General features: G+C 53.3%; 23 protein-coding genes and 6 pseudogenes. 25 read left to right on the top strand and 4 right to left on the bottom strand.

Annotated features, from left to right (window positions below; translation table 11 throughout):
- Positions 1-14: 14 nt before the first annotated feature.
- The 10 genes and pseudogenes from odhB to AP057_RS05155 all read left to right on the top strand — a co-directional run bounded on the left by odhB (position 15) and on the right by AP057_RS05155 (position 8,441).
- A complete protein-coding gene (gene odhB / locus AP057_RS05195) occupies positions 15-1,283 on the top strand; it encodes a 2-oxoglutarate dehydrogenase complex dihydrolipoyllysine-residue succinyltransferase (RefSeq protein WP_055358232.1) in 1,269 nt (422 codons plus the stop codon).
- Positions 1,284-1,540: 257 nt separating this feature from the next.
- Complete coding sequence (locus AP057_RS05190; RefSeq protein WP_152968861.1) at positions 1,541-1,762, top strand: hypothetical protein; 222 nt, start codon at positions 1,541-1,543, stop codon at positions 1,760-1,762.
- A gap of 104 nt (positions 1,763-1,866) precedes the next feature.
- A complete protein-coding gene (locus AP057_RS05185) occupies positions 1,867-2,652 on the top strand; it encodes an SDR family oxidoreductase (protein ID WP_015374318.1) in 786 nt (261 codons plus the stop codon).
- 68 nt (positions 2,653-2,720) lie between these two features.
- A pseudogene (locus tag AP057_RS05180) lies at positions 2,721-3,617 on the top strand (NAD(P)-dependent oxidoreductase); the annotation flags it as partial.
- Positions 3,618-3,755: 138 nt separating this feature from the next.
- Positions 3,756-5,252 carry an acyl-CoA dehydrogenase family protein gene (locus tag AP057_RS05175; RefSeq protein WP_082432193.1) on the top strand — a complete coding sequence of 499 codons (1,497 nt, stop codon included), beginning with the start codon at positions 3,756-3,758 and terminating at the stop codon, positions 5,250-5,252.
- Between the two features lie 92 nt (positions 5,253-5,344).
- Complete coding sequence (locus tag AP057_RS05170; protein ID WP_055358216.1) at positions 5,345-5,929, top strand: TetR/AcrR family transcriptional regulator; 585 nt, start codon at positions 5,345-5,347, stop codon at positions 5,927-5,929.
- A 98-nt stretch (positions 5,930-6,027) separates the two neighbouring features.
- Positions 6,028-6,255, top strand: a pseudogene (locus AP057_RS05165) (phosphotransferase family protein); the annotation flags it as partial.
- 285 nt (positions 6,256-6,540) lie between these two features.
- Positions 6,541-6,678: pseudogene (locus AP057_RS17780) on the top strand (phosphotransferase family protein); the annotation flags it as partial.
- Positions 6,679-6,687: 9 nt separating this feature from the next.
- Positions 6,688-7,470: pseudogene (locus tag AP057_RS05160) on the top strand (2-phosphosulfolactate phosphatase).
- On the top strand, positions 7,467-8,441 hold the full coding sequence (locus tag AP057_RS05155) for a quinone oxidoreductase (protein ID WP_055358214.1): 975 nt from the start codon (positions 7,467-7,469) through the stop codon (positions 8,439-8,441). Before AP057_RS05160 ends, AP057_RS05155 begins: the two are co-directional and overlap by 4 nt.
- 236 nt (positions 8,442-8,677) lie before the next feature.
- Here AP057_RS05155 and AP057_RS05145 read toward each other — a convergent pair whose 3' ends face one another.
- On the bottom strand, positions 8,678-9,835 hold the full coding sequence (locus AP057_RS05145; RefSeq protein WP_049624554.1) for an aminotransferase A: 1,158 nt from the start codon (positions 9,833-9,835) through the stop codon (positions 8,678-8,680).
- A 153-nt stretch (positions 9,836-9,988) separates the two neighbouring features.
- Entirely contained in the window at positions 9,989-10,216 is a 228-nt protein-coding gene (locus AP057_RS05140) for an IDEAL domain-containing protein (protein ID WP_033016247.1), read from the bottom strand.
- Positions 10,217-10,406: 190 nt separating this feature from the next.
- Here AP057_RS05140 and corA point away from each other — a divergent pair, with 190 nt between their 5' ends.
- The 7 genes and pseudogenes from corA to AP057_RS05110 all read left to right on the top strand — a co-directional run bounded on the left by corA (position 10,407) and on the right by AP057_RS05110 (position 17,690).
- The gene (gene corA, locus AP057_RS05135) at positions 10,407-11,405 is read left to right on the top strand and encodes a magnesium/cobalt transporter CorA (RefSeq protein WP_033016246.1); all 999 of its coding nucleotides are present in this window, start codon (positions 10,407-10,409) and stop codon (positions 11,403-11,405) included.
- Between the two features lie 75 nt (positions 11,406-11,480).
- Positions 11,481-12,131: a glycoside hydrolase domain-containing protein gene (locus AP057_RS05130; RefSeq protein ID WP_055358212.1), complete on the top strand. Its 651-nt coding sequence runs from the start codon at positions 11,481-11,483 to the stop codon at positions 12,129-12,131.
- Positions 12,132-12,337: 206 nt separating this feature from the next.
- Positions 12,338-13,509, top strand: a pseudogene (locus AP057_RS05125) (ISL3 family transposase).
- A gap of 123 nt (positions 13,510-13,632) precedes the next feature.
- Positions 13,633-14,319, top strand: a complete 687-nt coding sequence (locus AP057_RS17770) for a response regulator (protein WP_235468468.1) — start codon at positions 13,633-13,635, stop codon at positions 14,317-14,319.
- A complete protein-coding gene (locus AP057_RS17765; protein WP_235468466.1) occupies positions 14,264-15,262 on the top strand; it encodes a diguanylate cyclase in 999 nt (332 codons plus the stop codon). Before AP057_RS17770 ends, AP057_RS17765 begins: the two co-directional genes overlap by 56 nt.
- A gap of 119 nt (positions 15,263-15,381) precedes the next feature.
- The gene (locus tag AP057_RS05115; protein WP_231107621.1) at positions 15,382-16,284 is read left to right on the top strand and encodes a HEAT repeat domain-containing protein; all 903 of its coding nucleotides are present in this window, start codon (positions 15,382-15,384) and stop codon (positions 16,282-16,284) included.
- Positions 16,281-17,690 carry a glycosyltransferase gene (locus AP057_RS05110; protein ID WP_049624541.1) on the top strand — a complete coding sequence of 470 codons (1,410 nt, stop codon included), beginning with the start codon at positions 16,281-16,283 and terminating at the stop codon, positions 17,688-17,690. Before AP057_RS05115 ends, AP057_RS05110 begins: the two co-directional genes overlap by 4 nt.
- A 304-nt stretch (positions 17,691-17,994) precedes the next feature.
- Here AP057_RS05110 and AP057_RS05105 read toward each other — a convergent pair whose 3' ends face one another.
- Both AP057_RS05105 and AP057_RS05100 read right to left on the bottom strand, forming a co-directional pair.
- Complete coding sequence (locus AP057_RS05105) at positions 17,995-18,429, bottom strand: YkyB family protein (RefSeq protein WP_014195334.1); 435 nt, start codon at positions 18,427-18,429, stop codon at positions 17,995-17,997.
- A 68-nt stretch (positions 18,430-18,497) separates the two neighbouring features.
- Positions 18,498-19,367: a metallophosphoesterase gene (locus AP057_RS05100; protein ID WP_049624542.1), complete on the bottom strand. Its 870-nt coding sequence runs from the start codon at positions 19,365-19,367 to the stop codon at positions 18,498-18,500.
- Between the two features lie 148 nt (positions 19,368-19,515).
- Between AP057_RS05100 and fadH the strand changes: the two are divergent.
- The 8 genes and pseudogenes from fadH (at position 19,516) to AP057_RS05060 (ending at position 25,144) form a co-directional block, all read left to right on the top strand.
- Positions 19,516-20,282, top strand: a pseudogene (gene fadH / locus AP057_RS05095) (2,4-dienoyl-CoA reductase).
- Between the two features lie 215 nt (positions 20,283-20,497).
- A complete protein-coding gene (locus tag AP057_RS05090; protein ID WP_050368776.1) occupies positions 20,498-21,715 on the top strand; it encodes an EAL-associated domain-containing protein in 1,218 nt (405 codons plus the stop codon).
- Positions 21,716-21,763: 48 nt separating this feature from the next.
- Positions 21,764-21,997, top strand: coding sequence for a hypothetical protein (locus AP057_RS05085; protein WP_033016232.1), 234 nt, complete (start codon positions 21,764-21,766; stop codon positions 21,995-21,997).
- A 116-nt stretch (positions 21,998-22,113) separates the two neighbouring features.
- On the top strand, positions 22,114-22,311 hold the full coding sequence (abbA, locus tag AP057_RS05080) for an antirepressor AbbA (RefSeq protein WP_055358210.1): 198 nt from the start codon (positions 22,114-22,116) through the stop codon (positions 22,309-22,311).
- A gap of 103 nt (positions 22,312-22,414) precedes the next feature.
- A complete protein-coding gene (cbpB, locus tag AP057_RS05075) occupies positions 22,415-22,873 on the top strand; it encodes a cyclic-di-AMP-binding protein CbpB (protein WP_055358209.1) in 459 nt (152 codons plus the stop codon).
- A gap of 72 nt (positions 22,874-22,945) precedes the next feature.
- Positions 22,946-23,656 (top strand): 2,3,4,5-tetrahydropyridine-2,6-dicarboxylate N-acetyltransferase, encoded by a 711-nt coding sequence (gene dapD / locus AP057_RS05070; RefSeq protein WP_033016226.1) that lies wholly within the window; start codon positions 22,946-22,948, stop codon positions 23,654-23,656.
- Positions 23,657-23,713: 57 nt separating this feature from the next.
- Positions 23,714-24,847 (top strand): N-acetyldiaminopimelate deacetylase, encoded by a 1,134-nt coding sequence (locus AP057_RS05065; RefSeq protein WP_033008475.1) that lies wholly within the window; start codon positions 23,714-23,716, stop codon positions 24,845-24,847.
- A gap of 54 nt (positions 24,848-24,901) precedes the next feature.
- On the top strand, positions 24,902-25,144 hold the full coding sequence (locus AP057_RS05060) for a YkuS family protein (RefSeq protein WP_055358208.1): 243 nt from the start codon (positions 24,902-24,904) through the stop codon (positions 25,142-25,144).
- Positions 25,145-25,156: the final 12 nt, after the last annotated feature.

Raw genomic sequence — 25,156 nt, 5'->3', positions numbered from 1 at the left:
AGGAGGGCATCAACGTGGCTGAGATCAAAGTCCCAGAGTTAGCAGAATCCATCACGGAGGGAACGATCGCCCAATGGCTGAAAAAACCGGGCGACTACGTGGAAAAAGGAGAATCAATTTGCGAGCTTGAAACGGATAAAGTGAACGTGGAAATTATGGCGGAAGAGTCAGGTGTTTTGCAACAGCTGCTTGCCAATGAAGGCGATACGGTTGCGGTCGGTCAAGCGATCGCCATTATCGGAGAAGGAGCGGCGTCGGCACCGCCTGCACCAGAGAAGGCGCCGCAGCTGGCCGAGGAACCAAAACCGGCTGTGCCGGTCGACCGTGCTGAGCAGCCAGCGCCGCAGCCGGTTGCGGTTGCCCAAGCGCCAGGCCAACGACCGATTGCTTCGCCGGCTGCTCGGAAAATGGCGCGTGAAAAAGGGATCGACTTGACGCAAGTGCCGACCGTTGATCCGCTTGGACGCGTGCGCAAACAAGACGTCGCCTCGTTTGCCGCTCAGCCGGCCGCCGCTCCGCAGCCGGCGCCGCAAGCCGCGCCGACGTCGACGCCGGCCGCCGTTCCAACCGCTGAGGCCGGCAAGCCGGTCATCCGCGAAAAAATGTCGCGCCGTCGGCAAACGATCGCCAAACGGCTGCTGGAAGTGACGCAAACGACCGCGATGTTGACGACATTTAACGAAATTGACATGTCGGCGGTCATCGATTTGCGCAAGCGGAAAAAAGATAAATTTTTCGAAGAGCATGACGTCCGCCTTGGCTTTATGTCGTTTTTCGTCAAAGCGGCTGTCGCGGCGCTGAAAAAATATCCGTACGTCAACGCGGAGATCCAAGGCGATGAGATTTTGCTGAAAAAATATTACGATATCGGCGTTGCCGTATCGACGGATGAAGGGCTTGTCGTTCCGGTTGTGCGCGACTGCGACCGGAAAAACTTCGCCGAAATTGAGCGCGACATTGCCGAATTGGTGGCGAAAGCACGTAGCAATAAGTTGTCGCTTGCCGATTTGCAAGGCGGCACGTTTACGATCACAAACGGCGGCGTCTTCGGCTCGCTTCTGTCGACTCCGCTTCTCAACGGCCCGCAAGTCGGCATTTTAGGGATGCATTCGATCAAACTGCGCCCGGTCGCCATCGACGAAGAGCGGATCGAAAACCGGCCGATGATGTATGTTGCTTTGTCGTACGACCATCGCATTATCGATGGCAAAGAGGCCGTCGGGTTCTTGAAAACGGTGAAAGACTTGATCGAAAATCCGGAAGACTTATTGTTGGAAAGCTAACCAAGGCAGGAACGGGGGATGTCCCAAAAGGATCGGGACACCCTCTTTCGTTTCTATATATACACCGACCGCTTCTTCCGCACTATATTTTGTGTCTATACTGAAGACAGACAGCCTTTTGGGTTAGCCCCTTTTTTGGAAAAGAACAAAAAGAAAAGTGCAGTCACCTGTTTTTGAAGGAAAGCGCGATTCGGAACCGAAAAGGCATGATTGCGCGATGCGGTGGTACACTACAAGCAAAAAGGAGGGAACCATTGATGCCGGAACGCGGACGAAACGACCATCCACATTCCTTTCACCGTGACGGCGCCCACGAAAGCATCATCAACGATGCAACTGCCGACGGCGCCAAGGCAATCGGTGTACGGATTGACGCCGATCCGATGCGGGCGGCCAACCCTGACCCGTTTCACGTCGACTCCCTTGCTGTCGAGGAAGGAATGAAGCGATTTCGCTCTCTCATGGAAGGAAAAAAGTGATTCGCCCAGCGGATCGCTTTTTTCGTGAACGAAAAAAGAAGGAAAACGGCGAACAAACGCGAATATTATTTACTTAATATGACTATTTTTCGGGGGGGATGGCAATGGAGTACGGATTAGCCGGAAAAACGGCATTGGTCGCCGCCTCAAGCCAAGGGCTCGGCAAAGCGGTCGCCCGGGCGCTTGTGCTCGAAGGAGCGAACGTGATGATCACGAGCCGGAACGAAGAAAAGCTGCAGGAAGCAGCCGAGGAGTTGAATGGGCTGCATAAGGGACGCGTCGCCTACACGCGTGCAGATGTGACGAAGGCGGAAGACATCCGCCAGCTGGTCGCCAAAACGGTCGAAACGTTTGGGACGATCGATTTGCTCGTCAACAACGCCGGCGGCCCTCCGGCGGGAACGTTTGAAACGGTGAGCGACGAAGACTGGCAATATGCGTTTGAGCTCAATTTATTGAGCTACATTCGGCTGATTCGTGAAGCGCTGCCATATTTAAAGAAAAACGGCGGCAAAATTGTCAACATCGCTTCGTCATCGATCAAAGAACCGATTCCGGGCTTGATTTTGTCGAACACGTTTCGCACCGGGATTGTCGGGCTGACGAAAACGTTGGCGACGGAATTCGCGCGGGACAACATTTTGATCAACACCGTCGCTCCCGGGCGGATTGCGACAGAACGCGTCGCCTTTTTAGATAAGGTGAACGCCGAAAAGCTTGGCATTACAAAAGAGGAAATGGAAGCGCGCATGAAAAGCGCCATTCCACTCGGCCGCTACGGGACGCCGGAAGAATTTGCGAACGTCGTCGTCTTTCTATTGTCTGAAGCGAACTCGTACGTCACCGGACAAGCGTTGATCGTCGACGGCGGCATGGTCAAAGCGATTTAACGATTTTCGAAAGAAGCCTCCGCTGCTAAGCGAAGCGCAGGTGGTGGCCAGATCGCTGGGCACTTGCGGCCAAACGGACAAGAAGGGAGAGGACAGCGTTGAAAACGATCGGGTTTATCGGCCTTGGCGTCATGGGGAAAAGCATGGCGCGCCACTTGCTGAAGGCGGGCTATCCACTTCTAGCTTATACACGCACAAAAGAAAAGGCGGAAGACTTGCTTCAGGAAGGAGCGGTTTGGAAGGAAACGGTTGCTGATTTGGCGCGGGAGGCGGATGTCGTCATGACGATGGTTGGCGATCCTCACGATGTCGAGCAAGTGTATTTCGGCGAGGGCGGCATTTTGGAGAATGCGCGGCCGGGAACATATGTCATCGATATGACGACGTCAACGCCGACGCTCGCGCAATCGATTTACGAGGCGGCCAAGCAAAAGGGCATCCATGCTTTGGACGCCCCGGTGTCCGGCGGCGACATCGGCGCGCGCGAAGGAACGTTGACGATTATGGTCGGCGGTGATGAGGACGTCTTTTTGGCGTGCAAGCCGATTCTCGAGCGGCTTGGCACGAACATCGTGCGGCAAGGAGGAGCTGGAGCCGGCCAGCATACGAAAATGTGCAACCAAATTGCCATCGCCACCAATATGATCGGCGTTTGCGAGGCCATGGCGTATGCGAAGCGGGCTGGTCTTGATCCATTCAAAGTGTTGGAAAGCATCGCCAAAGGGGCAGCCGGCAGCTGGTCGCTGAGCAACTTGGCGCCGCGCATGTTGTCAGGAGATTTTGCTCCGGGGTTTTACGTCAAGCATTTCATTAAAGATATGAAAATTGCGCTTGAGGAAGCCGAGCGGATGAACTTGCCGCTGCCAGGCCTGGCGCTCGCCAAACAAATGTATGAGGAGCTGGCGCAAGCCGGTGAGGAAAACAGCGGCACGCAAGCATTGTACAAACGCTATATCAGACAGTGACATGGGGGGGCGGATTCGTCCTCTCTTTTTTTGAATGTGAGATATATTTATCAAAAAATATTGAATATTTCTTTTGGTCGAGGTATAGTAGAAATAAAGGGCACATACTAACCGGTTAGTATACAGGGAGGGGATGACATGGACTTTTCCTATTCGCCGAAAGTCCAAGAGTTGATCAAAAAATTAAGCGCTTTCATTGAAGAGTACATTTATCCGAACGAAAGGGTGTATGAGGAGCAGCTGAACGCCCAAGAGTCAAGATGGTCAGGGGTGCCGCCCATCATCGAAGAGCTGAAGGAAAAAGCGAAAAAAGAAGGGCTATGGAACTTGTTTTTGCCGGACAGCGAATACGGAGCCGGCTTAACGAACGTCGAATACGCGCCGCTTTGCGAAATTATGGGCCGTTCGCTCATTGCTCCGGAAGTGTTCAACTGCAATGCGCCGGATACCGGCAACATGGAAGTACTCGTCCGCTATGGAACAGAAGAACAAAAGCGGAAATGGTTCATCCCGCTCTTGAACGGAGAAATCCGCTCGTGCTTTTCGATGACGGAGCCGGATGTCGCGTCGAGCGATGCGACGAACATTCGCGCTTCGATCGTTCGCGACGGCGATGAGTATGTCATCACCGGACGGAAATGGTGGTCGTCCGGCGCCGGCGACCCGCGCTGCAAAGTCGCCATCGTGATGGGAAAAACGAACCCCGATGCGCCAAAACATGAGCAGCAGTCGATGATCATCGTTCCGCTTGATACGCCGGGCGTGAAAATCGAACGGATGCTGCCGGTGTTCGGCTTTGACCATGCGCCGCACGGGCATGCCGAAATTACGTATGACCATGTGCGCGTGCCGAAAGAGAACATCATTTGGGGCGAAGGGAAAGGGTTTGCCATCGCCCAAGGGCGGCTTGGACCGGGACAGATCCACCATTGCATGCGCTTGATTGGAGCGGCGGAGCGGGCGCTTGAGTTTATGTGCCGGCGCGTGCAGTCGCGGGTGGCGTTCGGCAAGCGGCTTGCGGACCATGGCGTCATTCGCGATTGGATCGCTCAGTCGCGCATTGAGATCGAGCAGGCGCGCCTGTTGACAATGAAGGCGGCGTACATGATGGATACGGTCGGCAACAAAGCGGCGCGCAAAGAAATTGCCATGATTAAAGTTGTCGCTCCGAATGTCGCCTTAAAAGTGATCGACCGTGCCATTCAGGCGTTTGGCGCCGCTGGGGTGAGCAACGATTTTCCGCTTGCTGCCATGTGGGCGAACTCGCGCACGCTCCGTCTGGCCGATGGGCCGGATGAGGTGCATAAAGAGCTAGTTGCCAAAGATCTGATCATCGCCGGCGGCTATAACATTTATCCGCGTGAAATCGAAGAAGTGCTGTACGAACATCCAGCGATGAAAGAGGCGGCGGCAGTTGGTGTGCCTGATCCGTACCGCGGCGAAACGGTGAAGGCGATCATCGTCCTGAAAGAGGGGATGCAAGCAAGTGAGGAAGAGATCATCGCCCATTGCCGAAAAAACTTAGCGGCGTACAAAGTGCCGCGCATTGTCGAGTTCCGTGCCGAACTGCCGAAGACGAACGTCGGGAAAATTTTGCGCCGCGCCTTGCGTGAAGAGGCGTCCCGCCCGCAATAACAGAGGGCTTTCGGCCAAGTCCGAAACAGGCTTGGCCGTTTTATGGTACAATAGCTGGCAGCGACTACATTTTAGGCAAGAGGTGTAAAAACATGAAGGAGAAAATTATGGCTGCCAGCATTGAGCTGTTTGAACAAAATGGGTTCAGCGAAACATCGATCCAAGACATCGTTGACGCCCTCGGGGTGACAAAAGGGACGTTTTATTACTATTTTACAAGCAAAGAAGAACTGTTGATGGATATTCACCTTCGCTACATTGAAAGGCTGCTTGACGAAGAGGAGCGCATTATAAGCGATAAACGGCGCTCGGTGCGGGAAAAGCTGTATGATATTATCTTCATGCTCATTCATAATGTCGAACGGCAAGGAGGGGAAGCTCGCATTTTTTTTCGTGAAATGAAGCATTTGAATGAGGAGCATTTACAGAAAGTAAAAGAAAAGCGCGATTTGTTCCGCTATCGGCTGCAGTCGTTGATTGAGGAAGGAATGAAAAGCGGTGAACTGCGCTGCGATTTGTCGCCATCGATCGCCACGCTTACCGTTCTTGGGGCGGCCAATTGGAGCTACCAATGGTTTCGTCCGGACGGAGAGCTGACCGATGCCGAGGTGGCGAAGCAGATGGTGGAGATCCTGCTTGATGGCATGAGCGCGCCGTCTGTCTCGAAAGCCGAGTGAAAAGAGAGACAAACAAGTTTGATCCGAGGTGTGTCGATGGATGCTGTTCGTGCGGCGGCAATGGCGCGCTTGAATTGTTGACCAAGGGGGAGAGGGAGATGACAGCGATTATTCCAGTGCGCAAGGGGGAAGAACTGCCGGCAGGGAAGCTGGCCAAGTTTTTGCGCACGGTGCTGCCGGACATGCCGGATGGGGAGCTCGAGATCCAGCAATTTTCCGCCGGCCGGTCGAATTTGACGTATTTGCCCCGCTGTGGGGAGTGGGAGGCGGTGCTGCGCCGGCCGCTGTTTGGCCCGGTTTTTATACGCGCGAACAGTTTATTGAGGCATATGCCAAAAAAAGTGGACGTGATGTGTCCAATATACACGTTTATTTAACTTCCCTCCGAAAGAAGTCTCCTACTTCTAAACGTGAAGGTGCGCCAGCACCAGTGAAAGTGGGAGATGAATTTCGGTTGGCGTTAGCCAACGAATAGGATAGAATATGGCTAGAACGGACACCTTCGGAACGAAGGGAAGCGTAAAGGGTTCTTGTGTGTGGCTTACCGTTCAGCGAACACACACAAGTCGCTTGAAGCCCCCACCTCTAAGCGAAGCGTAGGTGGTGGGTAGTTCACATTAGCGGTCATTTGCCAGCAAATTTATTACCGCTACCGCCGCGGCCAGACGAACGATGAGCGGTTTCGCCATTTTGGCCAGTTTGTCGAAGCGCTCATTGAGCATGCATGGCAGCTGGCGACAGGACGGTGAGGCGGCGTGATGACAAAAGTGCATGTCGTGCTGCGCAAAGAAGACATTGATGAGATGGCGCTTGCTGATCGAAAGGTGGCTGTCGTGTTCGATGTTTTGCTTGCCACCTCGTCGATTACAGCAGTTCTCGCTGCCGGCGCTCGTTCGGTGATCCCGGTGCGCGATGCCGAGGAGGCCAAGGAGATCGCGCTTCGCTTGCCAGAGGGCAGCTATGAGCTCGTCGGCGAATACGAAGGGCGGACGATCGTCGGCTTTCATCCGCCCGCGCCGCTGTTTTTGCAGACGGTATGCCCGGAGAAAACGGTCGTTTTGTCGACGACAAACGGCACCGTGGCGCTCCGCAAGGCAATGCCGGCCCGCGCGGTCTATGCGGCGAGCTTGCTGAACAGCCCGGCGGTCAGCGAACATATTGGCCGTTCGCACAAAGAAGAGACCGTTATCGCCATTTGCGCCGGTTCATCCGGGCGTTTTTGCCTGGAGGACTTTTATGGCGCCGGATATTTTGTCCATTGTCTAGTCGAGCAGGGGATCGCCGCGGCGGAGCTGTCCGACAGCGCGATGGCTGCTTGGCTGTTTTAACGGCAATACGCAAGCGAGGAGAAGGCAAAAGAAGTGTTGTCCGCCTCGCGGGTCGGACGTTGGATGGTGGCTTATGGCCTCGAAAAGGAGATCGACTACATCAACTGGCACGGAGCGCTTTCCGTCATTCCGAAACTCGAGCCCGGGCCGTTGGCGGCGGAAGTGCGCGATATCGTGCAAATGAAGATGACGAAAGAGGGGAATGAGCGGTGAAAATCGTGCAATTTGCTGAGTACGGCGGTCCGGAAGTGCTGCAAGTAAAAGAGGCTGAGCGCCCGTTGCCATCGGGACGGCAAGTGGTGATTGAAGCTGAGGCGATCGGTGTGAACTACGCCGATACAGCGAGGCGGGAAGGGCGCTACGTTGTGCCGACGCCGCTTCCGTTCGTGCCCGGCACCGAGGTGGCCGGCATCGTCCGAGAAGTCGGTCCGGATGTGGAAGCCATCCGCCCGGGCCAGCGGGTTGTCGCGTTGATCGAATCCGGCGGCTACGCTGAGTTTGTCGCTGTCGATGAACGGGCGGTCGTGCCGCTTCCGGATGGAATGGATGCCCGCCAGGCGGCGGCCTTGCCGGTGCAAGGGCTAAGCGCCTACCATATTCTCAAAACGATGGGCCGCTTGGAAGAAGGGGAGACGGTGCTCGTTCATGCCGCAGCCGGCGGCGTTGGGACGATTGCCGTCCAATTGGCGAAACGGTTCGGCGCCAAAATGGTCATCGCCACGGCAAGCACGGAGGAAAAACGAGCGTTGGCCGCGCGGCTTGGCGCCGACGTCACGATCGATTATACAAAGGACGGCTGGGCGGCGGAAGTGATGGAGGCAACAGATGGACGCGGCGTCGATGTTGCTTTGGAAATGGCGGGCGGCGATGTCTTTCATCAGACGCTCGATTGCCTTGCTCCGTTCGGCCGCCTGGTCGTATATGGGGCGGCGAGCGGGGAAATGACGCGTCTCAATCCAGTCCGGCTGATGGCGAAAAACTGGTCAGTGATCGGCTTTTTCTTGCCGCAAATCATGAAAAAGCGGGCGTTGTACGAACAAAGTTTGCGGGAATTGCTCGCGTGGGTGCAGGAAGGAAGCCTGAAGCTGATGATCGGCGGCGTCTACCCGCTTGAGCAGGCTTCTGAAGTGCATCGGCTGTTGCAGGGGCGGAAAACGCATGGCAAGCTATTGCTTGTGCCATAAGTAAAGAAGAGGGGGCTGACCCAAAAGGCTGTCTGCTTTCAGGGTAGACACAAAATATAGTGCGGAAGAATCGGTCAGTGCGTATATATAGAGACGAAAGAGGGTGTCCCGATCCTTTTGGGACCCCCTTTTCTTGTATATTCCCCTAAAGCCAATGGTGAACAAAAGTCGAAAGAAAAGCAGCCTTTTTCTTATGGGGGCATGGCGGTCTAAGCCAATATGATTTTTGAAAACCATTACGGTCTGCGGCGCTTCGTTTGGATATACCGCTCGAGCCGGTCGAGCCCTTCTTTGAGCACATCGAGCGAATAAGCGTACGACAGGCGGACATGGCCTTCACCGTATTCGGAAAAGGCGCTGCCGGGAACGAGGGCGACGCCGGCGTTTTCGACGACATCGAGGGCAAAATCAAACGAAGACATGCCAAAGGCGGCGATTGACGGAAACAAGTAAAAGGCTCCATCCGGCTTCTCAACCGGCAACCCCATGGCGGTGAGACGATGATAGGCATACTCAAGCCGTTCGGCGTAAGCGGCGCGCATCGCCTCGGCGTCGTGTTTGCCGGCGGTCAGCGCCTCCACCGCTGCTTTTTGGCTGATCGATGACGTGCACGAGACGCTGTATTGGTGCACTTTCACCATTTGTTCAACGGCGAACGCTGGAGCGAAGACAAACCCGATGCGCCAACCGGTCATGGAGTGCGATTTGCTTAAACCGTTGATGACGATCGTCTGCTCCGGCAGCCACTCGGCGATCGAGTGATGGCGGCCGCGATAGACGAGCTCGCTGTAAATTTCATCGGAAACGATCCAAATCGGCCGTCCTTTCAAAAGGGAAGCGATGTTCTCAAGTTCTTCGGCTGACAGCGCCGTCCCGGTTGGATTGGATGGGTATGGAAGAACGAGGCAGCGCGTCTTTTCCGTCAAATAAGGCGCAATGAGCTCAGCCGACAGACGGAAACCGTTTGGCCTTGTGTCGATGTATACCGGTTTCGCCCCGCACAGGCGAATGAGTGGTTCATAGCCGGGATAGACTGGTGCGGGAAGAAGCACTTCTGTCCCTTCTTCTAAAATGGTGCGAAACGTAATATCAAGCGCCTGGCTGGCGCCGACGGTGGCGATGACTTCATCCGGCGTGTAGCGAAGGCCGTACTTGTCAGCGACGAATTGGCAAGCCGCCTGGCGCAGTTCCAGCAGGCCGGCGTTCACTGTATACGTCGTGAAATCGGCGGCGATCGCCTCCTGAGCGGCTGCTTTGACATGATCGGGTGTTGGGAAATCAGGCTGGCCGATCGTCAAGGAAACAAGTCCCGGCCGGTCAGCGACAAGGTTGAAAAATTGGCGGATGCCTGATAACTGAATGGCTTGAACACGTGGTTGAATGAGGTGTTTCACGGTTGTCCACCTTTCTTTTTTGTTTCTATTGTACCATTGGCGAGGAAAACGAAAAAACAAAAACGAGCCCCTTTCCGTCCGGATTGTTCCCACAAACGGAAATGGGGCTCACTTGGTCATCGACGATTCACTTTCCAACTTCGTTCGCTCCTTTTACGCGCCGTATTTTTTCAACAGGTCGTTATATTGGGTGGAAAGCTTGAAAAACAACGGCTTGTTGCCGGCCGCGAGCGCTTCATCAATTTGTTCCATCAGTTTTTTTCTTTGAAACTGGAAGATCGCTTCTTTCAGCACTTGTTCGGCCATCGGCCCGTAGCTGCTTTTTTCTTCCGGCTGGTTGAACAAAACGGCGCCTTCATTCGGGTATTGTTTTTCGTACATGATTCAGTCCCTCCCATATGGGAACGAAACAGTTCCCTTTCTTAATATTATCGTCGTTTTTGATGCTAATGTAAAGAAAATTTAGATAAATATTTTTTGTCAATTTTTTCTCTATATGATTTTTATACCCGTTTTTTGTTGGGACTTAACAGTTTTTCGGTTATGATAAGAGGAGAACAAGGCAAAGGTGATGGCGATGATTCGCACGTGTGTCGTGACAAAAGAATTTGAGATTTTGTATGATGTTGACGTAACGCTTGTCAACAGCCCGGACGTCTCATGGTATTGGGTTGACTTTCATGAGCCGACGGATGAGGAATCGGCGCTGCTCGCCTCCTTTTTCCGTTTTCACCCACTGGCGATTGAAGACTGTCTTGAATATGTGCAGCGGCCGAAGCTCGATTTTTATGACCGCTACTTGTTTGTTGTGCTTCATGCCATTGCCGGGATGACGCTGGAGGCTGAGGAAGTCGATTTGTTTGTCGGGCAAAATTTCATCGTTTCGTTTCATAAGTCGGCCATTCACGCGGTCGATGAGGTGTGGGAGCGATTGAAGCATGAAGAAGATGTTCAGCAGGGGCCGTTTCACGTCATGTACCGGCTGATCGACAAGCTTGTGGATGATTATTTTCCACCGCTTTACCATATTGAAGACGTGCTGAACGATTTAGAGGAGAATACGAACAATGAACCGATTCACGACATTATTGAAAAAGTGTTTGACATCCGTGGCGATTTATCGAAGCTGCGCCGAACGATCGTGCCGATGCGCGACTTGTTGTACCGCATCATCCATTCCGACCGGCTGCAGCGCATGAAAGAACGGCAGCTGTACTTTCATGACATTTATGATCATTTGCTGAAGCTGTCGGAAATGATTGAGACAAACCGAGAAATTACCGCGGATATCCGCGACAGCTATTTATCGCTCAACTCGAATCGAATGAACAATATTATGATGACATTTACAGCCATTACGACCATTTTCATGCCGCTCTCCTTTATTGCCGGCATTTATGGGATGAACTTTGATTATATGCCTGAATTGCACTGGAAGTACGGATACTTTGTTGTATTGGCTGCCATGGCGGTGATCGGCATGACGATGTTCGTCTGGTTTAAGCGCAACGGCTGGTTTCAGTTGTTGAAAGGCGACTGGGCGAAGGAGGAGCGGGAGCGCCGCCAGTAGCCGTATAAAACGGGCTGTTCCCCTCATATATATAATACATAATGACGGCAGTGTAAGCGCGAAGGAGGGGAACCGATGGCAAGAGGAGTGTGGGGCGTCGACTCGGCGCAAGCCGTAACGGATCAGCTGTTTCAATGCGTGCGGACGGAGCTTGGCTATCCGAAATTTTGGGGCCGTTATTTGTCGGAAGTGCCGAACGTGTCCGAAGGGTTGACACGCGACGAGATCGCCCGCATCCGCAGCTATGGCGTGAAGGTGCTGCCGATTTATAACGCCTTCCGCGAAGCGGTCGGCTATGCGAACGGTCAGGTGGCGGCGCGCAACGCGGTGTTCCATGCGCGGCGGCTCGGCATTCCGAAAAATAAACTGCTGTTTGCCAACATCGAAGACTTTTTCGCTGTGGATGCCGCTTGGATCGCTGCTTGGGTGGAAACGCTCTATCCGACCGGATACCGGCCGGGGCTGTACGCGGACCCGACGAAAGGGGATTTCGCCGTTGCCTATTGCGAGGCGGTCAGCCGGAACAACCAAGTGGCGGTGCAGGCGGTCATTTGGAGCGCCGCACCAAGGCCGGGAACGACGAAAGAGCAGAAAGCGCCGCGCTATCAGCCGGCTGCCCCGCCTTGCAGCGCGAATGTCTGGGTGTGGCAGTACGGGCGTGATGCAGAAGTCTGTCCGGTTGACACGAATTTAGCTGACCGACGCCTATTGGACTTTTTGTATTGAACAAAGCCGTTGCAAAAAGGCAGCGGCTTTTTTATGCGGCTGGGAAATTGTTGGCTGTTGCGCGTCTTTTCTTTTAATTTTTTTGCGGCTCTTCACCACAAGTTGTACTTGAGATTTTAAGATAGGTATGCATAGGGAAAATAGAGGATACAAAAAATGCGAATTTTCCTGTATGGGGGTGTCCAAACCATTGGAGGAAAATTCGCATGTACGCTCAGTTTATCAAAGAACTCATCGATTTACCAGATGTTTTGATTCAAAAGGTGCGAAAAGAAGAAGAACGTTGGATTTCCGAACTTTCTCTTCCCGAACAATGCCCGTTATGTCCTGTTTGCTTGAAACGCACGATCAACATGACAGGAAAAAAGAAGCAATGGATGCATGGGTATGCTCAACGGATCGGCATCTTTTGGGTGGAACTCCCTGTGGAGCGTAGACGTTGTTGTACATGTGGCATGACATTCAGCACGTCTTATCCCGGAATTTCCCCTCGAAGTGCAGCGACGGATGCGTTTCAGCAATGGGTGGCGCAATCTTGCATCGGAACATCCATTCAGGCGGTGGCTCGTATGCTCAAGCTTCCGTACACGACCGTTGAACGCTGGTTTTATACCCATGCCCCTTCCTATCGAATGACATCCAACCAAAGGCAGTTTGTGTCGATGAGTTTGCGTTTCGAAAAGGACAGGATTACGGAGTGGAAGTCATGGATGCCGAAACGGGAGAAGTGTATGCCGTTGAAGCAGGAAAGAACGAGGAAGCCATTGGACGTGTGTTGGCTCCTGTGTCTGGTTCTGTTCAGTATGTCGTGAGTGATTTGGCTCCAGCGATGAAAAAAGCCATTCAAGGGGGGTGTCTGGAAGCGAAGCATGTGGTCGATTATTTTCATGTGATTCAATTGTTTACGGAAGCGTTGGATCGATGCCGCCAATCCTTCGGAAAAGGGAACAAGAAACACGGGCATGTTCGGTATGTTTGCCGCTGATTGACCCAGTGTCCCGAGAAACTCACCGAGGAGGAGCGCCAAACGGTGCGAAAGTGGCAGAAAGAGAGCGATTCTTTGCAGGCTGCCTATCAATCCCTTCAACATTTTCGTTATGTATCCAAAAGCCAAAGCGAGCGACAAGCGAAACGTCGTTTGAACGCCTGGGTTCATCGGTATTTGTTTTGTCCTTGTTCTGCTGTTCGCGCCATCGCAAAATCACTCGTCAAACGAACAGACGAAATCATATCGTGCATTTTATCCCCTTATTCAAATGGGAAAATGGAGGGAACAAATAACAAGATCAAGCTGATGAAACGTGGGGGATACGGATACAGAAATATCCAGCGTTTTGCATGGCGGGTCCGGCTAGAAACAGCTAACATACTTTCATGACAGGTACAAGTACAACTTTTGGTGATGAACCTTTTTTGCTTGGATCGATTATATTAGTAATAGAAAAAAGGAGGATGTCAGTCGGTTGGGGAAAACGGAACGATGATCGAAAGGAGAGGGAATATGGATCGATCTGTCGCCTCACTGTTGGACCGCATCCATGAACAATACGAACGATGGAGGACGGGATCGCCGCTTGACGGTGTGGAATTGGCCCGATTTTTCAATGCTGTCGGCCGGACGGCGGCGGTGATTGGCCTTAGCGACATCGCTGCTGAAGCAGAGCGGCTCATTCACCGGTTGAACGGCCAAACGGAACGGCAATGGACAGCGGAGGAGGCGCTGATGGAGATGGTTCCTCTCCTTCGCTGCTTCTATGAAGCCGGGGAAGCGGCTTCTGCCACCATTCCCTCTTCGCACCGCCAAGGGCCGGAAGCAGCTATTCTCCTCTGTGGAAATGATCCCCTGTTTTTTGCTTACGTCCGCGGCGCCCTGCAAACCGTGCCATGGCGTTTCACGACGATTCCCTCCCTTGAGCAGGCGGCCGCGTCGATGTTTCGTCTCAGCCCGGATTGCATCATCGTCAGCGTGAAGGAGGGAGAGTGGGAGAATCCGGACTTGACGGTTTTGCTTGAGCGCGCCGGACAGCGCCCCTATCTTCCTGTTGTCATTGTGAGGAGAGACGAGGGCAAAGAGGGGCGGTTGAAAGGTTATGAGCTTGGCGCGGATGATGTCATCACCACCCCAGCGGCAGATGAGCTGTTCGTTCGCGTTCGCCGGCTCATTGAAAAAAAAACGAAAAATCGATGACCTTGTGCTCATTGACGAATTGACAGGTGTGTATAACCGGAAGTATTTGCCGCGGGTATACGCCCGCCTTCGGAGCGACCTCGAGCGTTACGGAGCGCCAAGCTGTTTGGCGTTGCTTGATTTGGACCATTTCAAACAAGTCAATGACCGTTTCGGCCACCTTGCAGGCGATGCGGTATTGCAAAAGCTGGCTGCCTTTTTGCGCCAACATACACGTGGAGTGGATACCGTCGTTCGCTTTGGGGGCGAAGAGTTTGTCGTTTGGCTGGCCAAAACGTCCAAAAGCGAGGCTCGTGCAGTGCTTGAGCGGCTGCAACGCCAGTTCGCCGCCGAAAAAATCGCGGCGGATGGCGCACTTCTATCATGTACGTTTTCCGCCGGCCTGGTTGAGTGTGATGAACCGGATCGGCCGCTTGACTATTGGCTGCGTCTGGCCGACAAGGCGCTGTATGCGGCGAAACGAGGCGGTGGCAATCGGATCGAAGAGGCGGCGCGTGAGAAAAGCGGTTCTTCGGATGAGGCCCCAAGCCAAGCATCAACGGATCGGCGGCGATGGGCGATTGCCATCGTAGACGACGATGAACTCGTGCGGATGATGATTGCTGATCTTGTCCGCAAGCTCGTCAATGAGCAAGGGAGGAAAGCGGACATTTACGAGTTTGGCGACGGCCTTTCGTTTCTCGAATCTCCGTTTTATCAAAGCGGGCGGCAATCTGTCGTCATTTTGGATCGGGTGATGCCAAAAATGGGCGGCCTTGAGGTGTTGAACCGCCTCCGTCAAGAGCGAAAGCCATACAAGGTGATGATGCTGACGTCGCGCCAAGATGAGCGGGATATTGCCCATGCGCTGAACCGAGGAGCGGACGAATATGTGACAAAGCCGTTTAAATGGCTTGAGCTTGAGGCGCGGCTGCGCCGGTTGTTGAAGGAGTTGGAGGAGTGATGGCGCTTTTTTCTGCCTTAGCCGCAACGATTGTTTTCCTTGCACTGTTAGTAAACCTATTTCTCTATTTGGTGGTGCGAAAAGGGAGGGAAAATAGACGCCAGGCAGAGATCAGGGCTTTGAAAAAGCGGCTCCATCTTCCGCTGTTTCGTCATGTGCTCGGCGAAGAGGAAGAGCTGCCGTTGCCGTCTTCGCCGCTTGAGCGTGAGGCGATGATGGAGCTCCTTGACCATTTCGCTTCGCTCTTGAAAGGCGAACAGGTGCAGGAGAGAATCCGAACATTGGCGGAAAAGCATTTTCAAGGATGGCTGCGCCGCTGGTTGTCAAGTCGGGATTGGAGCGAGCGGATGAACGCACTGTTTTTGATAGAGGATTTGCAGATGAAGGCGATGTTGCTGGAGATGGAGCGATTGTACCGCTCCGACCGGGTGACGAGAGGAGAAGAAGAAAAACTGTTGACAATTTTTGCCCGATTTGACTATAGCCCAGTGGTGACCTACGTGCTTGAGCCGAAATACGAATTGACCGAGTTTGCGTACCGAGTTATTTTTGGCCATATGAGCGAGCGGCTGCTTCGACAGGTGGAACAGCGATTTGATGAACTGACGCGGGCGGGGAAGTGCGCGTTCGTGGATATGATCGGCATCCGCCGGCGCGAGGAGCGGTCGTTTTTGCTGGAGCTGTTGGCATCCGATGAGTCGGAACTTCGCGTTCGCGCGCTCAAGGCGATGGCGGAAATCGGCATGCCGCTTGAAGCGGAGAGGCTCAAGCAGCATTTGTGCTCCTCCCATTGGCAAGAGCGGCTGATGGCTGCCCGCCTGGCGGGAAAATGCCGCGAAGAGCGGCTTCTTCCGTTGCTGTATGAGCGGCTTAGCGACCGTTCATTTGTTGTTCGTTCCGAAGCCGCCGCGGCCATCGCGCGTCTGCCGGGAGGCCGAACGGCGTTGCGCGCCGCGGCGCGCACAGCATCGGATCGTTATGCTCGTGATATGGCGAGGCAGTGGCTTGGAGGAGGAGAATGATAGTGGAAGCGTGGCGTTCGTTTCTTTGGGTCGCAGGACATATTGTACTGATTTACATGGTCATCGTTCTGCTTTTTTATGCCTTTTTGCTTGTTGTCTCGTTCATCCATTTGCGCCGCATTCATCGTCTTGATGACTGGGAGCCGTATGAAGAGCTGCTCGATGCGAGCTATGCCAAACCGGTGTCCATTCTTGTTCCCGCTTATAATGAGGAAGCGGGCATCGTCGGCTCGGTGCGGTCGCTGCTGGCTATTGAATATCCTGAGTACGAGGTCATTGTCATTAACGATGGATCGACTGACAAAACGCTTGAACGGCTGATTGAGCATTTTCATTTGCAGCTGGTCTATCGCGTCATTCGCCGCCAGCTGGACGCAAAGGAAATTAAGGCGGTTTATCAGTCGCTTAATTATCCCCATTTGTTTGTGCTGGATAAAGAAAACGGTGGGAAAGCGGATGCGTTGAACGCGGGAATCAACGCTTCTCGCTATCCATACATTTGCACGATTGACGGCGATTCGGTTTTGGAGCGGCGCGCGTTTTTGAAAGTGATGAAACCAATGCTTGAGTCCGACGGGGAGATCATCGCTTCTGGAGGAAGCGTCCACATCGCCAATGGCTGCCGGATTGAACGCGGTGAGATCGTCCAGGTTGGGTTGTCGCGGCGGCCGCTCGTCATTATGCAAACGATTGAATATTTGCGTGCGTTTTTGCTCGGCCGTCTCGGCTTAAGCCGCCACAACTTGCTGCTGATTGTGTCTGGGGCGTTCGGCGTCTTTTCCAAGCCTTGGGTGATTGAAGCAGGGGGATATGCTGATACAGTTGGCGAAGATATGGAGCTCGTCGTGCGTCTGCATCGACTGGCGCGGGAAAAAAACGAGGCGAAAAAAATCATCTACATCCCCGACCCGGTTTGCTGGACGGAAGCACCGGAAACGTATGGCGATTTGCGGAGGCAGCGGCGGCGCTGGCATCGCGGGCTTTTGGAAAGCTTATGGATGCATCGATCGATGCTGTTCAATCCAAAATATGGCTCAATCGGCCTTCTTTCGCTGCCGTATTTTTGGTTCATTGAGCTTCTTGGTCCGATCGTTGAATTGATGGGCTATATTGTCGTTGTTTTCTCCTTATTTCTCGGAAACTTGTACGTCGAATTCGCTCTTTTGTTGCTGACGGTTTCGGTTTTGTACGGTTCGCTGTTATCAGCAGTAGCCGTCTTGCTTGAAGAGTGGACTGAGCGGAAGTTCCCGAGCATCTCTGATTTGGTGAAGCTGTTTTTCTTCGCGTTGACCGAGACGTTTTGGTACCGTCCGCTTACCGCTTGGTGGCGGTGCGAAGGGGTGATCGATGCCATTCGTCGAAAAAAACAATGGGGAAGCATAAAGAGGAAAGGGGTCTCAGCGTAGCCGACAGAACAGCGGCTGGCTTATTTGTTTTAGAAGGCCGGTGATTGAACAGGAAAGGCGGCCCAATCATGTTTCTCCTCAAATGGAGAAGCCTTACGGATATTGTTCTCCTCTTCATTCGAGAATCATCAATTTAGGGAAAATGGTTGCTTTTCACCGCCTCTTAGTGCAGCGAAAACGAGAGGGGACTTTCATTGCAAGACAGGGTGGGCGAAAAAGCAGGTTGAAGCAAAAGAGACATCGATGCCCCTGTTGCCGACCCGGCGCTAAGATGTGCCCACTGTTGAAAAAAACCGGCGTCCGCTTAATAGCGGTCGCCGAGCCGTTTAAATACGGGTCTTGTCAGCCGTTTCGGCTTTTGTTCCGGCTTTTCCTTCAGTCCGGTGTAGGCGATGAGAATGGCTTTTGCCTCTGACAGCGGCATCCGAGCTGGAGGGTTGCGGTATGAATCGTTGAGAGAGCCAAGGTGTGGAAGGGCGGCGAAATCTTGTTTTGTCGGTGGGATGTGGAAGTAGTAGTCGCCGACGGCGACAAGCACGTCGGATTGCTGTTGGCTGTATCTCGGATTGCGGGAAAAATGGAGGCCCACTTTTTTCGCCTTGCCCTCCTCAAGCAGCTTCTCGATCGCTTTTTTCTTCAGAAGATAAAGAAACGAAGGGTTCAATGCTGTTTTGGCATGGCGGTTGACGGTAAAAATCGCTTTGGCAATATTGTCGACCGTCAATTGCACCGGTTTCATCGGCATGTCTCCTTTTTTCTTTCTATTATAACATAGGAAGCGGTGTTGTTGCCCGGTTTGTCCTACTTCTATCCGGGGGTAAGCGAAAAAACGGTCAACTCCGGCGGAGCGAAGAAGCGAAGCGGCACCCTTGTTGTGCCAAGGCCGCGGTTGACGTACAACAAGAGTCCGCCGACGTGGTAAAACCCTTCATAATACCGCTCAGACAACGGCGGCGTGATGAGCGGTCCGATAAACGGCAACTGAATTTGCCCACCATGGCTATGGCCGGACAGCTGCACGTGAATCGGGAGGCGGGATGTTTCCAAGGCGCCGTCCGGTTCATGGACGAGGGCGATCGTGTACGTTGCCGGCGGAATGCCATTTGTCATTTTCGACCAATCCGGACGGCCGAGCATCATATCGTCGCTGCCAGCGATGGCGATCGCGTGTTGGCCGCGGCGGATAAGCGCATGCTCGTTGACGAGGACGCGAAACCCAGCCCGCTCCATCAACCGGCGGTAAATGTCTGTTCCGTAACCGCCATGATCATGGTTGCCGTAGACGCTGAATTTTCCAAGCGGGGCCCGAAGGCGGGCGAGCGCTTCGGCGACCGCTTCTGTGTGCGGGTATCGGTTCGCCTCATGGAGCAGATCGCCGGTGAAGACGATCAAATCCGGCTCTAGCTTGTTAATTTGATCGATCACCTGGTCAAAGCGCTTTAATCCATAGTAATGACCGAGATGAAGGTCGCTGAATTGCAACATCGTTGCGCCGGCAAACGACTTCGGGATGAGCGGGTGCGACAATGTATGGCGCGTTACAGACACGCAGGCCGGCTCGATCCAGCGGGCATAGCTGTACGCGGCCGTTGTGGCCAATGCGGCGGCTAGGCCGGTGCGCGCCAGCTTTTTTAAAAACGTGCGTCGGCTCATTTTTGCTGTCTCAATATGGTGCATCGTTCTGTCCGTCCTTTCATAAGCAGAATTATTATAACGAAAAACGGAAGATAAGGGCAAGTAGAGAAAAAATAATGTTCGAATATTCAACCTTTTTATGATATGATGAAAAATGAATGAATCATCAGTCATGTTAGGGGGAGAGAAAATGAATGGAAAAGTTGTGATCGTGACAGGCGGATCAAGCGGCATGGGCAAATATATGGCCAAGCGTTTTGTTTCCGAAGGGGCGAACGTTGTCATTACCGGAAGGAGAGCCGATGCGCTGGAAGAGGCAAAGCGAGAAATTGCTGCGCCTGATGGGGGGCGCGTGCTCACCGTGCCGATGGATGTGCGCAATCCGGAGCAAGTCGCCGAGATGGTGGGACGGGCCGATGCGGAGTTTGGCCGCATCGATGCTTTGGTGAACAATGCGGCCGGCAACTTTATTTTCCCGGCGGAAAAGTTGTCGATCAACGGCTGGAACAGCGTCATCAACATTGTGTTAAACGGCACGTTCTACTGCAGCCGGGAAGTCGGCAACTATTGGGTTCAGCGTGGCCTGAAAGGAAATATCCTCAACATTATTGCGACGTACGCCTGGCACGCTGGCGCCGGGGTCATTCATTCAGCGAGCGCCAAGGCTGGAGTGCTGGCAATGACGCGCACGCTTGCTGTGGAATGGGGAAAAAGTACGGCTTCCGCGTCAATGCGATCGCTCCCGGGCCGATTGAGCGGACCGGCGGGGCGGAGCGGCTTTGGGAATCAGAGGAAGCAGAGCGGATGACGTTGGAAAGCGTGCCGCTCGGGCGGCTCGGGACGCCGGAAGAAATCGTGGCGGTCGCTTCGTTTTTGCTTTCAGATGAAGCCGCTTACATTAACGGCGCTTGCATCACAGTTGACGGCGGCCAATGGCTGAACCGGCGGCCGTTTTAATCAAATTTGCCATAAAGCAAGATGGTCCTCACCCAAAAGGGATTGCAGGCTGTATTTCTTCATTTATCGCAGGCAACCGGCTCATTGCACGCAACGGCCTTTGTCACAAGTGGATTCCCTGCTGTTAGGGGAGCCGCTTTTTTACGAGTCAGGAACGATTGGGCAATTATGCTATAATAAAGGCAAAGATGGTCGATGGGGATGAGGTGAACACGATGGATGCATTAGACGTGATGGCCAACTTGCCGCAAGTGATTCCGCACTATCAACCGATTTTCAGCGCCGATGAGCATGGGGTCGTCGGATACGAAGTGCTCGGGCGCTTTCAAACGGAAACAGGGCCGGTCAGCCTTGGGCCGTTTTTTCACGATGAAACCATTCCAGAAGAATTTCGCATCGAAGTGGATGATGTGATCACGAAAAAAGCGCTCGATTATTTTTTGGCGCTTGCGGATCAGACGCCGCTCATTTTTTTTAACCGCGACGCCAATTTGTTGATGCTCGATCGCGGCGAGTCGTTTTTGCAGCTGCTTCTTGCCTATGAGGCGAAAGGACTGGCGCTTGGCCGCATCGTATTAGAAATTAACGAGCAACATTTTAAAGGGGATGTTGATCAGCTCAACCATTTATTGACATACATCCGTACGTACGGTGTGAAAGTGGCGGTCGACAACATCGCTGAACATAGCATCAACTTGGAGCGGATCGGGGTGTTGTCGCCTGACATTTTAAAAATCGATTTGCATGAATTGCGAAAAGCGTCCGTTCATCAGGCATACCAAGGAATCGTCCATTCCATCTCGCTGTTGGCCCGCAAAATCGGGGCGACGCTTTTGTACGAAGATATTGAAACATCCTTTCAACTTCAGTACGCTTGGCGGCATGGCGGCCGCTACTACCAAGGGTATTATTTGGCGAAGCCCGGACCGGAAGCCGTGCCGCGCGATTTGTTGAAAGACTTGCTGCGCCAGGAATGCCATCGCTTCATCCAGCAAGAAAAGAAAAAACTTGAAACGCTGTACCATATTTCTGAACAGTTTCAGCAGCGAATCACGGCGTTGCTTGGCAAATACAAAAAAGCAGGCAATTTCAACGAACTCATTTCATCGCTGGCGGCCGAGCTCGATGACGTTTGTTTCCGCATTTACGTTTGCGATGAGGACGGCTTCCAGCAGTCGGGCAACATGTTCAAGCGCGGCGGCCGCTGGGAGCTCGAACACGAATATTACATGAAAAACTGGAGCTGGCGGCCATATTTTTTGGAAAACATCATTCGCATGCGCTCGCGTCGGCGGGGGATTTTATCGGATTTGTACACAGACATTGAAACCGGGGAGACGATCCGGACGTATTCGTATCCGATCGATGAGCGCCACTATTTGTTTATCGACTTGTCCTACAGCTATTTGTTTGAACATGACGCCCATTATTGACCGTATAAAATCGCCGCGTTGCGGCAAAGTAAGCATGAGGTGAAACTTATGGCACAGCTCACTTTTGTGTTATCTGCCCTCTCTGTACTGATCGCAGTCATCGGCTTCGTCTATACAGTCCGCCTCGGCCGCCAGCAGCGCTGGCAAGGAGAGCTTGACGGACCAGTTCCGAAAACGGTGCAAGAGCATGCGTATATGCGCAACCCGATGCTGCTCGCTTACGTATTGGCTACTTTGCTCGCTATTTTTGCGATCGGTTATTTGGCGCTGCGCTATTATTGAAAAGGCCATCCGTCTGGACGGCCTTTTTGATTGTCCGGAAATGGCGCTTTTTTTCGCGACTTTTTCCCGCCGCCGATGAATATATATGAAGCGGAAAGGGCAAAGGGGGAATGAAGATGGGGAAGCGGCTGCCGCTTCAGCTGTCGGGCGAGGAAGCGACACTGTTGCTCGAGGTGATGTTCAGCCAGCAGTACGCGCTGGAACTCGTCCGTTCTGAGCTGGAGGATATTGAAAACGGAAATAAAGAGGCCGATGAACAGAGATACCGGCAGCTGCTGCGTTTGTATGACCGGCTGCTGACCGAGGAAGGATAAAAACAAAGCTGATGCTATCGCTTGTAAGGAAGCGATAGTCTTTTTTATGGTATCATACAGGTGGAGAGGAGAAGATGCATACAGAGAAAGGCGGAACGGATGTATGAGCTTATTTGCAAATGAGGAATGGGCGAACATGACGGTCAAGTCATTTTTGATTCCAGCTGACAAAGTAGCGCACGTTCAAGTGGACAATTATTTGGATCATGCGTTGCTCGTCCTGACGAAAACCGGCTACTCGGCGATTCCGGTGCTTGATACGTCGTACAAGCTGCATGGGCTGATTGGCATGACGATGATTATGGATGCGATTTTAGGGGTGGAGCGCATCGAATTTGAACGGATCGAGACGATGAAGGTCGAAGAAGTGATGAACCGAAACATCCCGCGCCTGCGGCTTGACGACCGGCTTTGGAAAGCGGTAGGGCTCATCGTTAACCATCCGTTTGTGTGCGTTGAGAACGAGGATGGCTATTTTGAAGGGATTTTTACCCGCCGCGAAATATTGAAGCAATTGAATAAACAGCTGCGGCGGTCGAATCAGGGCCGAAAACTTTTATGAATTGATGCTTGTCACCAACATCTTTGTTTTGCTAAAGTAAAAAAGAATACAGCATGAAGGAGGAAATCGCCGATGAAGATGATGGACGCCAATGAGATCATTTCGTTTATTCAAAACAGCAAAAAATCGACACCGGTTAAAGTATACATAAAAGGGGAACTCGAAGGCATCGATTTCGGCCCGAGCGCGAAACCGTTCATCACCGGCAACACCGGGGTCGTGTTTGGCGAATGGCAAGACATTCAAGCCACAATCGCGGCGAATCAAGACAAAATCGAGGACTACGTCGTCGAGAACGACCGTCGCAACTCGGCCATTCCGCTGTTGGACTTAAAAGGAATCAAGGCGCGCATCGAGCCGGGCGCCATTATCCGCGACCATGTGGAAATCGGCGACAACGCCGTGATCATGATGGGAGCGGTCATCAACATCGGTGCGGTTGTCGGTGAAGGAACGATGATCGACATGAATGCGGTGCTCGGCGGCCGGGCGACGGTCGGAAAAAACTGCCATATTGGCGCCGGAGCGGTGTTGGCCGGAGTCATTGAGCCGCCATCGGCGAAGCCGGTGATCGTTGAAGACGATGTCCTTGTCGGCGCGAATGCTGTCATTTTGGAAGGCGTCACCGTCGGCAAAGGGGCGGTCGTCGCCGCCGGGGCGGTCGTCGTCGAGGATGTGCCGCCGTATACCGTTGTCGCCGGCGTGCCGGCGCGCGTCATTAAGCAAATCGACGAACAAACGAGAGCGAAAACGGAAATTAAACAAGAGCTTCGCCAGTTATAATGACGGGAAAAAAGCTGTCCGCTCACGGGGCAGCTTTTTTCCAATGGAGGAGAGAGGATGGAAGCGATCAGCCCATTTGTCGCCATTCGCCGCGACTTGCATAAAATTCCCGAGCTCGGGTTTCAAGAGTTTAAAACACAGCAATATTTGCTTCACTATATTCGGTCGCTGCCGCAAGAGCGGCTTCAAGTCCGGACATGGAAAACCGGGATTTTTGTCAAAGTCAACGGAACATCGCCGCAAAAAACGATTGGCTACCGCGCCGATATAGACGGGCTGCCGATCCGCGAGGAGACCGGTTTGCCGTACCGCTCTGAACATGAAGGGTGCATGCATGCGTGCGGCCACGATGTGCATATGAGCATCGCTCTTGGCGTGCTCACCCATTTCGCACATCATCCGATTCAAGATGACTTGCTGTTTATTTTCCAGCCGGCCGAGGAAGGGCCGGGCGGGGCGAAGCCGATGATGGAAAGCGACATCATGCAGGAATGGAGGCCGGATATGATCGTCGCCTTGCATATCGCCCCGGAATATCCGGTCGGCACTATCGCGACGAAAGAAGGACTGTTGTTTGCCAATACATCGGAGCTGTTTATCGATTTAAAAGGAAAAGGCGGACATGCAGCCTTTCCCCATTTGGCGAACGATATGGTCGTCGCTGCCTGCACGCTCGTCGTTCAGCTGCAGTCGATCGTCGCCCGCAACGTTGATCCGCTCGACAGCGCCGTCATTACGATCGGGAAAATTGCCGGGGGGACAGTGCAAAACGTCATCGCCGAACATGCCCGGCTCGAGGGAACGATCCGGACGCTGTCGCCTGCGGCTATGGAGGCGGTCAAGCGGCGGATTGAGGCGATCGTGCGCGGAATCGAAGTGGCCTACGAATGCGAGGCGGCGATCGATTACGGCGCCATGTACTACCAAGTGTACAACGATCCGGCGCTGACAGCGGAATTTATGCGGTTTGCCGAAGCGCATCCCGGTATGAACGTCATTCGCTGCAAAGAGGCGATGACTGGTGAAGATTTTGGCTATATGCTGGCGGAAATCCCGGGATTGATGTTTTGGCTCGGCGTGGATTCGCCCCATGGGTTGCATCATGCAAAGCTCACCCCAAATGAAGAGGCCATTGACCGGGCGATCGCCTTTTTAATTGATTATTTTTCATGGAAAGGGAACGCCGAATGAAGTATAGTTCCACCTCCATCAAGACACATTATGTATATGAGGGGGTGGAGTGTGATGGCGAAAATCGGTGTTGAGCAATCGCTGACCGACGTGCAGGAGGCATTGAGAGAAAGAGGGTATGAGGTTGTTCCGCTTGGCGGGGAACAAGATGCCCGGGGCTGCGACTGCTGCGTCATTACCGGCCTGGACGCCAATATCGCCGGCATTCACAACATCGTCACGTCCGGTCCGGTCATTGAAGCGAGCGGGCTTACCGCAGAAGAGATTTGCCAAAAAGTCGAAGAAAAACTTCGCTGATGACGAACGTTC

The organism is Geobacillus sp. Sah69, from assembly GCF_001414205.1.
GTDB classification, from domain to species: Bacteria; Bacillota; Bacilli; order Bacillales; family Anoxybacillaceae; genus Geobacillus; species Geobacillus stearothermophilus.
Note: the sequence above shows the minus strand (reverse complement) of the source record. Positions and strands in the feature narration are given on the sequence as shown.

Excerpts from the sequence above, each read along its gene's own strand:
- AP057_RS05190 (WP_152968861.1), top strand. The coding sequence starts at position 1,541 with ATGCCGGAACGCGGACGAAACGACCATCCACATTCCTTTCACCGTGAC.
- AP057_RS05185 (WP_015374318.1), top strand. The coding sequence starts at position 1,867 with ATGGAGTACGGATTAGCCGGAAAAACGGCATTGGTCGCCGCCTCAAGC.
- AP057_RS05175 (WP_082432193.1), top strand. The coding sequence starts at position 3,756 with ATGGACTTTTCCTATTCGCCGAAAGTCCAAGAGTTGATCAAAAAATTA.
- AP057_RS05170 (WP_055358216.1), top strand. The coding sequence starts at position 5,345 with ATGAAGGAGAAAATTATGGCTGCCAGCATTGAGCTGTTTGAACAAAAT.
- AP057_RS05140 (WP_033016247.1), bottom strand. The coding sequence starts at position 10,216 with ATGTACGAAAAACAATACCCGAATGAAGGCGCCGTTTTGTTCAACCAG.
- corA (WP_033016246.1), top strand. The coding sequence starts at position 10,407 with ATGGCGATGATTCGCACGTGTGTCGTGACAAAAGAATTTGAGATTTTG.
- AP057_RS05130 (WP_055358212.1), top strand. The coding sequence starts at position 11,481 with ATGGCAAGAGGAGTGTGGGGCGTCGACTCGGCGCAAGCCGTAACGGAT.
- AP057_RS17770 (WP_235468468.1), top strand. The coding sequence starts at position 13,633 with ATGGATCGATCTGTCGCCTCACTGTTGGACCGCATCCATGAACAATAC.
- AP057_RS17765 (WP_235468466.1), top strand. The coding sequence starts at position 14,264 with ATGAGCTGTTCGTTCGCGTTCGCCGGCTCATTGAAAAAAAAACGAAAA.
- AP057_RS05110 (WP_049624541.1), top strand. The coding sequence starts at position 16,281 with ATGATAGTGGAAGCGTGGCGTTCGTTTCTTTGGGTCGCAGGACATATT.
- AP057_RS05105 (WP_014195334.1), bottom strand. The coding sequence starts at position 18,429 with ATGAAACCGGTGCAATTGACGGTCGACAATATTGCCAAAGCGATTTTT.
- AP057_RS05100 (WP_049624542.1), bottom strand. The coding sequence starts at position 19,367 with ATGCACCATATTGAGACAGCAAAAATGAGCCGACGCACGTTTTTAAAA.
- AP057_RS05090 (WP_050368776.1), top strand. The coding sequence starts at position 20,498 with ATGGATGCATTAGACGTGATGGCCAACTTGCCGCAAGTGATTCCGCAC.
- AP057_RS05085 (WP_033016232.1), top strand. The coding sequence starts at position 21,764 with ATGGCACAGCTCACTTTTGTGTTATCTGCCCTCTCTGTACTGATCGCA.
- abbA (WP_055358210.1), top strand. The coding sequence starts at position 22,114 with ATGGGGAAGCGGCTGCCGCTTCAGCTGTCGGGCGAGGAAGCGACACTG.
- cbpB (WP_055358209.1), top strand. The coding sequence starts at position 22,415 with ATGAGCTTATTTGCAAATGAGGAATGGGCGAACATGACGGTCAAGTCA.
- dapD (WP_033016226.1), top strand. The coding sequence starts at position 22,946 with ATGAAGATGATGGACGCCAATGAGATCATTTCGTTTATTCAAAACAGC.
- AP057_RS05065 (WP_033008475.1), top strand. The coding sequence starts at position 23,714 with ATGGAAGCGATCAGCCCATTTGTCGCCATTCGCCGCGACTTGCATAAA.
- AP057_RS05060 (WP_055358208.1), top strand. The coding sequence starts at position 24,902 with ATGGCGAAAATCGGTGTTGAGCAATCGCTGACCGACGTGCAGGAGGCA.